Origin of the sequence: Acinetobacter sp. YH12239 (genome assembly GCF_013417635.1) — a bacterium.
Classification (GTDB): domain Bacteria; phylum Pseudomonadota; class Gammaproteobacteria; order Pseudomonadales; family Moraxellaceae; genus Acinetobacter.
Genome location: NZ_VPDP01000017.1, coordinates 1 through 12793, shown reverse-complemented (window position 1 = coordinate 12793; position 12793 = coordinate 1). Strand labels below are relative to the sequence as shown.

At 38.6% G+C, this 12793-nt stretch carries 11 protein-coding genes and 1 pseudogene; 7 read left to right on the top strand and 5 right to left on the bottom strand.

Annotation, left to right across the window (positions count from 1 at the left end):
* Positions 1–33 precede the first annotated feature (33 nt).
* On the top strand, positions 34–723 hold the full coding sequence (locus tag FTV17_RS12560) for an FKBP-type peptidyl-prolyl cis-trans isomerase (RefSeq protein ID WP_179999998.1): 690 nt from the start codon (positions 34–36) through the stop codon (positions 721–723).
* A 71-nt stretch (positions 724–794) separates the two neighbouring features.
* On the opposite strand, the gene murJ is transcribed toward FTV17_RS12560, so the two are convergent.
* Both murJ and ampD read right to left on the bottom strand, forming a co-directional pair.
* Positions 795–2348, bottom strand: coding sequence for a murein biosynthesis integral membrane protein MurJ (gene murJ, locus FTV17_RS12555; protein ID WP_180000059.1), 1554 nt, complete (start codon positions 2346–2348; stop codon positions 795–797).
* Positions 2349–2416: 68 nt separating this feature from the next.
* The gene (gene ampD / locus FTV17_RS12550; protein ID WP_179999996.1) at positions 2417–2986 is read right to left on the bottom strand and encodes a 1,6-anhydro-N-acetylmuramyl-L-alanine amidase AmpD; all 570 of its coding nucleotides are present in this window, start codon (positions 2984–2986) and stop codon (positions 2417–2419) included.
* Between the two features lie 145 nt (positions 2987–3131).
* On the opposite strand from ampD, the gene nadC reads away from it, so the two are divergent.
* Together nadC and FTV17_RS12540 are read left to right on the top strand one after the other, a co-directional pair.
* A complete protein-coding gene (gene nadC / locus FTV17_RS12545; protein ID WP_179999994.1) occupies positions 3132–3977 on the top strand; it encodes a carboxylating nicotinate-nucleotide diphosphorylase in 846 nt (281 codons plus the stop codon).
* Positions 3978–4411: 434 nt separating this feature from the next.
* Positions 4412–6742, top strand: coding sequence for a DUF6351 family protein (locus FTV17_RS12540; protein ID WP_179999992.1), 2331 nt, complete (start codon positions 4412–4414; stop codon positions 6740–6742).
* A gap of 61 nt (positions 6743–6803) precedes the next feature.
* Here FTV17_RS12540 and FTV17_RS12535 read toward each other — a convergent pair whose 3' ends face one another.
* Both FTV17_RS12535 and rph read right to left on the bottom strand, forming a co-directional pair.
* Positions 6804–9035 (bottom strand): phosphocholine-specific phospholipase C, encoded by a 2232-nt coding sequence (locus tag FTV17_RS12535; protein WP_179999990.1) that lies wholly within the window; start codon positions 9033–9035, stop codon positions 6804–6806.
* A 308-nt stretch (positions 9036–9343) separates the two neighbouring features.
* Positions 9344–10060, bottom strand: a complete 717-nt coding sequence (rph, locus tag FTV17_RS12530) for a ribonuclease PH (protein WP_035270511.1) — start codon at positions 10058–10060, stop codon at positions 9344–9346.
* A 271-nt stretch (positions 10061–10331) separates the two neighbouring features.
* On the opposite strand from rph, the gene FTV17_RS12525 reads away from it, so the two are divergent.
* Genes FTV17_RS12525 through FTV17_RS12510 form a run of 4 tightly spaced genes read left to right on the top strand, consistent with a single transcriptional unit; the run spans position 10332 to position 12474 of the window.
* Positions 10332–10781 carry a PAAR domain-containing protein gene (locus FTV17_RS12525; RefSeq protein ID WP_179999988.1) on the top strand — a complete coding sequence of 150 codons (450 nt, stop codon included), beginning with the start codon at positions 10332–10334 and terminating at the stop codon, positions 10779–10781.
* Positions 10774–11301, top strand: coding sequence for a PAAR domain-containing protein (locus tag FTV17_RS12520; RefSeq protein ID WP_179999986.1), 528 nt, complete (start codon positions 10774–10776; stop codon positions 11299–11301). The genes FTV17_RS12525 and FTV17_RS12520 overlap by 8 nt, the downstream gene beginning before the upstream one ends.
* On the top strand, positions 11291–11989 hold the full coding sequence (locus FTV17_RS12515) for a zinc protease (RefSeq protein WP_179999984.1): 699 nt from the start codon (positions 11291–11293) through the stop codon (positions 11987–11989). The genes FTV17_RS12520 and FTV17_RS12515 overlap by 11 nt, the downstream gene beginning before the upstream one ends.
* On the top strand, positions 11986–12474 hold the full coding sequence (locus FTV17_RS12510; protein ID WP_179999982.1) for an NF045616 family extracytoplasmic (lipo)protein: 489 nt from the start codon (positions 11986–11988) through the stop codon (positions 12472–12474). The genes FTV17_RS12515 and FTV17_RS12510 overlap by 4 nt, the downstream gene beginning before the upstream one ends.
* Positions 12475–12683: 209 nt before the next feature.
* Here FTV17_RS12510 and FTV17_RS12505 read toward each other — a convergent pair.
* Positions 12684–12793 (bottom strand): annotated as a pseudogene (locus tag FTV17_RS12505) (IS5/IS1182 family transposase); the annotation flags it as partial.

The window sequence follows — 12793 nt, the reverse complement described above, 5'->3', positions numbered from 1 at the left end:
GAGCCTTCAGCTCTCCTTTTTTGGATTTGAATGATGAAAAAAATTTCTATATTAAGCAGTCTGCTGATCCTCAGCTCTGCCTCATTTGCGGCAAACATTAGCAATAAAAGTACTGAAAAAGATCAGCTCGGATATAGCTATGGCTATGTGATGGGACGTACCAATGCGGATACATTAAAAGATATTAATTTGGATGCTTTTATTGAAGGATTGAAACAAGGCTCAACCGGTCAAAGATCGAGTTTAACCGATCAAGAAATGGCGCAGGCTTTAACCAAATACAAAAAGCAGAGTGAATCCAAACAACTGATCGAATTTCAAAAATTGGCTGCAGAAAATTTAAAATCTGGGCAACAATTTTTACAAGAGAATGCCAAAAAAGCAGGCATTGTCACACGACCAACAGGTCTGCAATATCAAGTGATTCAGCAAGGTCAAGGCAAAACACCTAAAGCGACGTCAAAAGTGAAAGTTCATTATGAAGGGCGTTTAATCGATGGCACGGTATTCGATAGTTCGATCGCGCGTAATCAAGCAGTGGAATTCCAAGTGAGTCAAGTCATTCCGGGTTGGACTGAAGGCTTACAACTTATGAAGGAAGGTGCTAAATACCGCTTCTTTATTCCTGCTGATTTGGCCTATGGTGAGATCGGTTCGGGCGATGCGATTGAGCCGAACAGCACCTTAATCTTTGATGTCGAGCTTTTAAAAGTTTTGCCTTAATGTTCACATGACTTATAAAAAAACATCGCTTCTGCGATGTTTTTTGTTTTATTAAGGGTCTGTCTTAAGCACTAGCCATGTTTTAATTGTCTTGGTCTAAAGCCAGTCGCAAATAAACCCAATACATAGGCAACCACACCCAATACACAAAGAGCAAGCACTTCAAATACACGAATCCACGGTGCTACATCTGGGTTATACCAGCTGAGGCCATACCATAAAGCTACGATCATCACGGCGTTGCCCACCATAAATTGGAAAAATAATTTTTTCCAATGCGGTCCAAATCGGAATATTTCACGCTTGTGTAAATAGAAATATAGCATCCCTGCATTGACTAAAGCAGAACCTGTAGATGACAACGCCAATGCCATATGGAGTTCTTCCCAGCCCATCCATTTGAAGATACCAATAAAAACCACATTGAGAATGGCATTGGCTGCAACTGCCATTAGGCCAACACGTACTGGGGTTTTGGTATCTTGAATTGCATAAAATCCAGGAGCAAAGACTTTAATCAACATAAATGCCAAAACACCACCACTCATACATTGTAATGCCAAAGCGGTCATTTCTGTCGCTCGTGCATCAAAAGCACCGTGTTGGAACAGCGCTTGAATAATCGGTGTAGACAACATAAATAAAGCGATACTGGCTGGGATACCAGCAAATACGATGACACGTGCAGCCCAATCTAACATGGCCTTAAATTTAGTTTGATCCTGTTCAGCTTTACGCGCAGAGAGTGCAGGCAGAATCACCGTTCCAATGGCTACACCAATTAAGCCCAAAGGCAATTCGGTCATCCGCTCTGCAGTATAAAGCCATGACACAGAACCATTTTGCATAAAAGACGCCCAAATGGTATTGAGTAGTAAATTAATTTGTGTGACTGAAACCCCAAACAGTGCAGGCAACATTAATTTTAAAATACGCTCGACACCTTCGTGCTTAAAATCAACTTTGGGTGGAATCAGGAGTTTTTTACGCCACAGTTCTGGAATTTGTAGGGCTAATTGCAAAATGCCAGCAAACACCACTGCCCAACCTAATGCCATAATGGGTGTTTCCATATATGGAGATAACCACAAAGCCCCTGCAATCATTGCAATATTCAACAATACTGGCGCAAATGCCGGTGTGGTGAACGAGCCATAACTGTTTAAGATACTACTGGCAAATGCAGTCAGCGACATAAACATCAGATAGGGAATGGTGAGACGGAATAAGTCGACTGATAAATCAAATTTGGCTGCATCGGCATGAAATCCTGGCGCATAAACATACAATATCGCAGGCGCAACAATCATACACAGCAAAGTCAATGCAGTCATCACGGTAAGCAAGCATCCAAATACCCGACTAATTAGGATCTGAACTTCAGCATGGAGTTTGGTGGTTTTATATTCGGTGAGAACAGGAATAAATGCTTGGGAAAATGCACCTTCGGCAAAAAGACGCCTAAAAAAGTTGGGAATACGGAACGCTACGACAAAAGTATCGAAGTCTTTCCCTGCCCCGAACACATTTAACAGCACCATGTCTCGAATAAGCCCCATGACACGAGACAACATGGTCATTGCACTAACAATAAAGGTGGATCGCCAAAGCGCCATCATATTCACCACTTTAAAAGATTGACGATATTGTAATAAAACTTCGCTTTTAAATTGTTATTTCATTCGACAAAGCATCATATTTTTCGTTGTTTTAATTGATCTCTAAAATAAGACCATTGAAAATGCGGTCCTGGATCGGTCTTTCGTCCAGGTGCAATATCTGAATGCCCTGCGATATGACTTTTAATTTTAGGATAAGCGTGTTGAAGTGTTGCCATGACCTCAACTAAAGCTTGATATTGTTGTTCCGTAAAATCTTGATCATCACTACCCTCGAGTTCAATGCCAATCGAATAATCATTGCATTCTGGATTTGCCATATACGTAGAGCGTCCTGCATGCCAAGCACGGTCTTTAAAATTAACAAACTGTAAAATTTCGCCTGACCTTAAAATCAATAAATGTGCTGAGACCTGCATCCCTTCAATGGTTTTAAAATAAGGGTGTGCATTCCAATCTAATTTATTTTGGAAAAACTGCTCAATATAGCCTCCTCCAAACTGTGAGGGCGGTAAGCTAATATTGTGGATGACCACCAGTTGAATGTCAGTATAGTCTGGTCTTTGATTAAAATTTGGTGAAGCAATAAATCTTGCACCTTGTAATACACCATCTACCACTTGAAGCTTGGATACATTCGACATGTGTGATCTCAATCCGTGTTTGCAACTTAAGACAATTCATCCACGCTCATCTTTGGAATAGACTTGGACGAAAAAAACAGCACCATTACTTGAGGTGCAATGGTAATATATTGCTCATTTTTCTGGTGCCTACAATAGGGATTTTATGAGCATACCGCAATCTTTGCTTGAACAATCAATTCAAATCAATATCCAACAAGCATTGCAAGAGGATATTGGTGAGCGTGATATCACCGCATTGCTGACACCTGAAGATGAACAAGCAACAGCAACCATTATCAGTCGTGAAACGATGATTCTTGCAGGGCAACCGTGGGTGAATGCTTTAATTAAAGCCTATGATCCAAGCGTTGATGTGATTTGGTTAAAGCAAGATGGCGATCAAGTTCAAGCCAATGAGGCATTTTTAAAACTTGCAGGCTCAGCACGCAGTCTGTTAACCGTTGAACGCCCAGCGCTTAATTTTGTACAAACCCTTTCCGCTGTTGCTACAAAAACGGCTGAATATGTGAAACATTTAGAGGGCTTAAATACCAAACTACTGGATACACGTAAAACATTACCTGGCTTACGTATTGCACAAAAATATGCAGTGGGTGTAGGTGGTGGTCAAAACCATCGTTTAGGTTTATTCGATGCTTTTTTAATTAAAGAAAACCATATTATGGCTGCAGGTGGCATTCAGCAAGCAATCGACAAAGCGCATGCCATTGCACCTGGTAAACCTGTGGAAGTCGAAGTTGAAACTTGGGATGAGTTAAACCAAGCTTTAGATGCTGGTGCCGATATCGTCATGTTGGACAATTTCAGCCAACAACAAATGATTGATGCAGTCAAGCATGTGGCTGGTCGTTGTAAATTAGAAGCTTCAGGTAATATTACCATCGAGAACTTACGTGAAGTTGCTACTTCAGGCGTCGACTTTATTTCAATGGGTGTACTGACTAAAGATGTAAAAGCCATCGATTTATCTATGCGCTTTAACGCTTAATTGATTAAATCCTATCTCTCAATAAAAAAGGGGCTTTGCTCCTTTTTTATTTGCTTAAAACTGTGATGCTACATAAAATTTATCGCAAGAATACAAAAAAATTTGAATTTATATTGTCCTAGTTGATACCTTTCACACTTTCAGATTATTTTTTTAATAAAAATCACACTAAACCAATAAAGTGTAAAATAAATTATTAAATTTCAACTATTTATTTGCCTTAATTTTACAATTATTTAATTTTATGTCATGGACATGCTGCCTAATTTTCATTCATAGTGAAGCCAATAAATACAATTAAACCCATGAGTTCGCATTGTCTAAATAATAGGAGGGTGTCAACGCATAGACATGCTGAATGTCAGTGAATAAATAAAAAGAAATGCAGTCATCGGATCGATTGCATCCACCATGTTGTACATTAGGGAAATCACATGAAAACGCAAATGATCTATACGCTTTTAAGCGTCGCGATTAGTAGCAGCTTACTCGTCGGTTGTAAAAGCTCCAGCGAATCTGGGGGAAATTCAGGCGGTGGTAATGGATCACAGCCAACTCCGACCAATCCAACTGATCCTGACAATCCAACGAATAAACTTGAAAAAGAATTCGTGACTGTTTTATCAACTCGCCCCGATCTTGTGACAGATAATGATGTATTGATCGAATTAGACCCATCGATTAATTTTAATGACGCAAATATAAGCATTCATTTAAATGGACAGGACATCAAATCTCGCTTTTCCAATGCTCAAAATAGAGTGCTATTGGATGGATTACAGTTAGGGGAAAATCTACTTAAAATTGAAACACCAAACGCAATTCAAAATTTATATTTAAAAAATTTCAGTACTACAGGCCCTCTTTTATCTGGACCTCAAATTAATCCATGGACCTGTACCAACGGCTCGACTGATTTATTTTGTCGTAAACCTGTTCAATATAATTACTACTATCGGAATTTGGTCGGAACTTTACAAACCTATAATCCTGAGAAACCACCTTCGGCGGGCCTGATTTCCAAAATTAAGACCGATACAGGCGTAGAAGTGCCATTTATCATTCGAGAGGAAGTCGGTTATCAAAATCGTGATGAATATCGGTTTGCTGTATTGTTTAATCCTAATCAGCCTTGGACTGCGCTCAATCCACAACCCCAATTTAATAATAAGCTGTTAGTAACCCATGGGCAAAGTTGCGGAAATGATTATCAGTCTGCAACCGCGCCTACCGTGGTTGCGACATCAACTTCTATTTTGCCAGATATTACCATCAAGGCTTTGGGCAAAGGTTATGGCGTCATGTCTACGGCGCTATCCAACAGTGGACATAACTGTAATTTGGCGATTCAAGCTGAATCAATCATTATGGCCAAAGAACGTTTTATCGAACAATACGGCACTTTAGACTACACGATTGGACAAGGCTGCTCAGGTGGCGCGCTCGCATCTCAATGGGTAGCTAACGCTTATCCAGGTGTATACCAAGGTTTGTTAGTAACCTGCTCCTTCCCTGATGCATGGAGTACAGCATCTCAGTTTGCTGATTATCATATTATGATCAATTATTTTAAAACAGCAGAAGGCCGCTCTTTCCTCCCTCATCAAATTAACCATATTCAAGGTCATATTTCTGAGATTAATGGTTATGTCAGTGAACTTGCGCAATTCGATGTTGCTCGACCAAATACAATTTGTAGCGGAATATCAGAAACACAACTGTACAATGCTACCTCAAATCCGAATGGGACACGCTGTTCAATTCAAGAGGCTGCTGTAAATTTGTTGGGTCTCAGAAATCCAACTGAAGTTGATCCAAATACACAACAGCTTAGACAAATTTGGAGTCCTGTCGAAAACCAGCGAAATATTGGGTTTGCTAACCTACCAATTGATAATGTCGGTGTGCAATACGGGCTTCAAACCTTATTTGATGGTGTGATTAATGCTGAAAAATTTGTTTTATTAAATGAACGCCTCGGTGGAGTTGATATTGATATTAACCCAATTTCCGAACGGTTATATGCCACGGAGCAAGGTTTAAAAAATGCTTATCGAACTGGTTTAATCAATGTTGCCAATAATTTAGATCAAGTGGCGATTATTGATTGTCGTGGTCCAGATCCAGCGATCTTCCATGATGCTTACCGAGCATTCGCGATTAGAGCACGTTTAGACAAAGCACACGGACATCATAACAATCAGCTTCTGTATGGAGGTGATACCATTATGATTGGCGATCTTAAATGTTTAGAAATCAGTTTCGATGATATGAACCAATGGTTGGATCGCGTAAAAAATGATACAAGCAATTTACCTCTGCCACAGAAACTCACACGCAATAAAGTAAATCTTAACGACTCATGTATCACATTAGGAACGATTCGAAGATCTGGGTTCTGCAATAACCTTCGTGTACCAGTCTATAAAACACCGCGAATGGTAGCAGGTGATCAAATTAGTACCTACGCCAATAAATGTAAACTACAACCACTCACACGTCGTCTTTACCCCAATATTAACTTTACAGATGAGCAATGGACTCGATTACAAAAAGTTTTTCCAGATGGTGTTTGTGATTACACCCAAGATCCTGTTGGGTTTGGTAAAACCTATCCTTGGTTAACATATCAAAATCAAAATGGACAGATCAATGATGTCATTTATGGTGGTAAGCAACTGGATGAAGATCCAAATCGTCCTGAGGAGCTTATAATGCCTCAACTTCCGAAAGGTTGGATCTCTAATTCATTTCGACTGTCTTAATACCTGAATTTTTCAATTGTGAAAAAAGCCGTGAACATTCACGGCTTTTTTTACTTCATGTTTAAGATTTAGGTTGCAATAATCCCATCATAGGATCAGTACATGTATGCTGCCCTGTTTCAATACGTCCAGCAAAACGACGTTCATAAGCCTGCTCTCCCTGCTGTTGGGCGATCACAACATTAAAATCATACCATCCCCAAGACTCCGTTAAATCTAGATGAAGTTCAGCCTCATTCGCTTGAGTTTTGACAGTCCACATTTTTTGATTGTAGTACGCATTGTCCTTGACCATCATCTCCACGGCTTCAGCACCATCATGCCGTATTTTTAAAATTATTTTAGGTTGACAGGCTTCATAGCAAATTCGAATTTCTGGCAAATGATCTCTTTCAATTTGATGGTGAAGATTTCCTTTAAATGCTCGATGATAACCATTTGGTCCAAGTACCCAAAGATCATATTGATCATCTACTAGCTCCCAAACATCCTCAAGCTGTTTGCCTGCCTCCACCATAAAACGTCGAGGAATGGCATTTAAATCTAGTTTGTCATAGACATGGAAAACCGCACCTTGTTCTCCACCATTTGCGAAAATCAATTGTATGTTTCGGGTTGCAACCTGTACGCGCGCGCTGGTATGTAATAAATAAGGTAATGCTCGAGAATGACGTATTCCAGAATCTTGCACAGGAAATTGTTGATTTGCTGGGACTGGAACCTTGCTCAGTTGCTCTTGCGAATGACGCGTATTGTCAGCTTCTTGTTTTGTTCTTTGCCCATTGAGTGTTGGCAGAATATTAAAGTTAGGTGTCTTAAAGTCAAACGCCGACGTAAGGTCACCACAGACCGCTCTACGATAAGGGCTAATATTAGGCTCTTGCACGCCAAAACGTTGCTCAAGAAATTGAATAATTGAAGTATGATCAAATACCTGAGAGTTGACCCATCCCCCACGACTCCACGGTGAAATGATATACATTGGAACACGTACTCCTGGACCATACACACCATGCCAGAAGTTTTCATTCTTACCATTTTTAAATTTTAATTCAGGCTGTGCTGTCGAACCTGATACAGGTGGGTGATTGAAATATTCATATGATATCTCTTGTTCTGATAACGTGGTTTTACCATGAACTTTAACGATATCACCTGCTTCATTGATTTCTCTTGATGGTGCAGATGGCGATGGTACATGATCAAAGAAACCATCATTTTCATCAAAATTGACCAGTAAAACCGTCTGACTCCATAACTCTGGATCTGCCGTTAAAGTGTTTAACAGTTCTTGAATGTACCACGCGCCTTGAACAGGACTTGATGGTCCCGGATGTTCACTATACGCTGCTGGTGCCACCACCCAGCTCACCTGTGGCAATTTACCGTCTAAGATATCTTGTTTAAATTGTCCTAATAAACCGCCGTCCTTAGGCATCGTATTGGCAATACCCTTATAGAGAGGTTGTCGTTGATCAATACGCTCATCATATTCAGGCGACAAAATATTGGCATGGCTAACCGGCTTACCAGATAATTCATTGGCTTTGCGATATTGCTTAAATCCAGCCAAAGGATTATCCGTAAAATTATCGGGCATATTTTGATAAACCTTCCAACTGATCCCAGCTTGCTGTAAGCGTTCAGGATACGTGGTCCAGTCGTAACCGATCATTGATGAGCCAATACTATCAAACTCGTTGACTACACTCGCGACACCTGCAGCAGTTGGCCCATTGGTCCCTGTCCAAATAAATTTACGATTGGGATTAGTTCCCGCGTGCATAGCGCAATGATAGGCATCACATAAAGTAAATGCTTCCGCTAGTGCAAACTGGAACTCGAGCTCTTGTTTCTTAAAATAACCCATGGATTGGGGTTGTTTATGTTCCACCCAATTGCCCATACGCCCACAATCCCAAGCAGCTTGACCATCCTTCCATGAATGAGGTGTGCCCGAAACACGTTGAGCATTGCCCAATGAACTGTCTAGGTGATAAGGCAAAATTTTATTTTTGTTGGCGTCATACTGTTCCCACACCGCTCTTTTACCACTCAATGGAATGGTGAATCGATCACCAAAACCACGTACTCCTTTGAATGTTCCAAAATAGTTATCAAAAGAACGATTTTCTTGAGTCAAAATCACCACATGTTTCACATCTTGAATAGTGCCAGTTTCCACTTTTGCATCAATTGCTAAAGCTTTTTGAATACTCAACGGAAAACTCGCTAATGCAGATGCGCCCAATAATGTCTTGGTCGAATTTAAAATAAAGTCACGACGGTTCATATATTTATCCTGTTTTTATTCTTATTATGGTTATGGAGCACATTGGATTTCACAGCTTGGATCTGAAGGTTGCGGTTTGGATGTTTGGTGATCATCATCTCCCCCACAAGCTGTTAACAAAATACTCGGTGTAAGAATGAATATAAAAAAATAAGCTCGCATGTAACTATCCTTCTCGTTTTATGCGAACTCAGTGATACGCTTTTTTCGTGACGCTGCAATGAAGCTTCAATTGCAAATCTATGAAATAAAAAAAGCACCTCTATCAAGGTGCTTTTTTGCAATTAACGCATGCTATCAGATGCGAATTACCAACCTAGTGCTTGTTGTTGCTTTTGAATTAACTCTTGAATGCCTTTCTCAGCCATTTCAAGCATTGCATTGCATTGCGTACGCGTGAACGGTTTATCTTCTGCAGTACCTTGAATTTCAATAAACTCACCCGCCTGAGTCATCACCACATTCAAGTCTGTTTGGCAGTTTGAATCTTCTTCATAACATAAGTCGAGTAGTACTTCGTCTTGATAGATACCAACAGAAATTGCAGCCACCAATCCTTTGAGTGGATCTTGTTTGATTTTCTTTTTCTCAAGTAATGAATTCATAGCATCAATCAAGGCTACAGCAGCACCTGTAATAGACGCTGTACGTGTACCACCATCGGCTTGAATAACATCACAGTCGATTGTAATCGTGTTTTCACCCAATTTCTTCAAATCCACCATGGCACGTAAGCTACGACCGATTAAGCGTTGAATTTCTTGAGTACGTCCACTTTGTTTACCACGAGCTGCCTCACGGTCACTGCGTGTATGGGTTGAACGTGGCAACATGCCATATTCAGCAGTCACCCAACCTTGGCCTTTTCCTTTCAAGAAGCGTGGTACTGAATTATCAACACTGGCAGTACAAAGAACTTTGGTATGACCAAATTCAACTAAAACTGAACCTTCTGCATAACGTGTATAGTTTCGAGTAATTTTAACGTCACGTAACTGGTCTAATGCACGCTGGTCAATACGCATAATACGTCCTAATTTTTACTTAAAAAAAGATTGGACTCATTATAGCAGATTGATGGCATCTGACTTTGTTATAAGTCCGTGTTTTAAAATTGCAGTTTCATTTAAAAATATACATTGGTTTGAACTGAGTTGAAATAAAAAATGATCAGACTTCGTTTAACGCCCATATGCAAAATGATCACTATTCTTGATAATGTGTGATTACATTTTGAACTTTTTCTTCATTCTGTATTTTGATATTCTTTATTGAATTAGAATAATTGGATCTAGCATGACTAGCCCTATTTTTTTGCATGAACTGCCAGAAGAGCAGCTAAAAAAGCTTTCCCAAGATGATATTCAAAAGATTCACCAAGCAGAGCAACTCTATTGGAGTAATAAGGCGTATACCAAATTTTATGCTGCATTTAATGGTTCTAAAACGAAAAAAGGTGGTTTAGTAAGAGCATCTACTGATACCTATAAGGTCAAAGGTATTTCTTTAGCTTTAGTAGGCGATGAAGCGATATATACTGATGGTTCAACAGCAAAAATTATCTCTGGTGCTGGTAGTGCCATCACTGTTCATAATCGATCCGCAGCACTTATTGGCTCACCATTAGAAAATGGTGATGAAATTATCGATAGTCCAATAACCGCTCATGTCTTACGTTTGTATCATGATGCCGCTTTACCCAAAGATTTCATGATTTCTATAATTGGGGGATCAAAGAATGTCTAAAGGTTTTGGCATTCATGGCTCTACCACAAGCCACGGTGGAACAGTGTTATCCACTCAATCTCGAAGTTCTCAAATGGGAAACCTATTTCTTCGTGCGGGAGATGGTTTTGCTTGTCCAAAATGTAAAACGTGGTCAACTTTGATTAAGAGTAATGACCATGTAATTTTTGATTGTAAAGCAGTCGCTTATGTCGGTGATAAGTTCACGTGTGGTGCTACTTTGATGCCAAAACAAGTTCATGTTGTTGGGGAGAATGGTGGAGCTATATCTGGATCAAATATAGCTAATAATTTATCAACATTTACTCATAAAACATCTAACTATGCTCATAAGTTTCAAATTATCGATGATCTAGATAATAGTCCTTTGAGCAACGTACTCTATGAAATTATTACACCAACTAAAAAAATTGAAGGTATAACAGATGAACATGGATATACAGAAATGATTGAAGATACAGAACCCTCAAAAATAACTATAAATATCTTATGTGATGAGGATCATAAGCATGAACACTAAAAATGTTATTCATAGCCATAATATACATCTAAGTGCAAAAAAAACTCAAGTTAGGACTAGTCAAGTTGCGATAAAACATAGACGCCTTTTAACTACAGGCGAAATTGAGATGTGTAAAAAAATCTTTAAAGATTCGATAGATTATACGAAAGTTATTATTAAAAGAAGTTCAACATGGAGTGTTCCAGGATTAACAGGCAATACTTTTTCCCCTATGGGCGCTATTAACTTAACTAGTAGTTTATTTGATAAATTTCCTGATTTCAGCAATTGTAAAAATGATTATTCGGCAGAACATCACTTTATTCATGAAATGACTCATATTTGGCAATATCAATTAGGAGGAGGAGTTAGACATATTGGACAAGCTGCAATGCTTTTTAGACAAGGAGGGTATATATGCAGTAACGTCAGCCCTGATTATGGAGATGATTATACCGCATACTTTACTGATTTAGCTGGTAAACATACAAACCGAAAATTTAATGAATTTAACCTAGAGCAACAAGGTCGCATTATTGAATTTTGGCATGATGCTGTTTATATGCAAAATAAATTACCTAAGAGAAGACATCATATTCAAAGTATTAAATTATTAGGTTACGTAGAAAGAATTTTACGAGAATTCCTATTAAATCCTTATGATAAAAAGCATTTACCACAATCGCAATTGGTAGATAAAGCATGAACAAATTAAGCTTTTTTATTTTACTTTTTTCAACGAATGTTTTAGCTCATCAATTACATGAACCACTGTATTTGACAAAAAAACAAAACTCTTTATGTATTTATACTAACAATCCTAATTCCAAGTTACGCGATGATCACATAGCGCTCATAACTCTAGGTATCCCTGGTTATAATGCAAGATCTGTTTCAGAGGTCGTTATTGAAAAACTTAAAACTCCTCCTATTTACGAAGAGAATTGCCTACTATTTTCATTAAAAGATATTAAAGAATCAGGGCCCTATTCTCTAATTCTTGATATGGATAAAACATACGCTACTGATTTTTGCATCAATCTTCATGATCAAAAAAATATATCAATTCACAAGTTGGGTAGCCAATTACAATGTCAAAAATCTGAATATGCCAACCCTTTTAGCCTTTCCGTAGAATTAAAAAAAATTATTAAAAAAATTAAAAATTTTTTTAATTTTTCAAGTTTCTGATAGGCTTGTTTTTTTAAATTATATTTAGCTTAGTTGAAAGTATAGTTTCAATCAATGTGATTGAAACGACTCGTGATATGTTTTTAATAAATAAAAATGCTGGACCGCTAACAATTAACAGAAAAATGTTTATCAACGTCTTTAATCAAGATTTCCATCCAAAGATGGTTGATATTATGAAAGAACAGAGAGTAGGGTTCTTTCATAAATCATTTTTTACTCAGTTCTAAATTATAAATCCCTGCGATTAAACTGAATCTTAATCCCAATCTTTTGCCACGGTTGCGATATCGCTCAGCAAGGATTTTGAAGGTCTTCA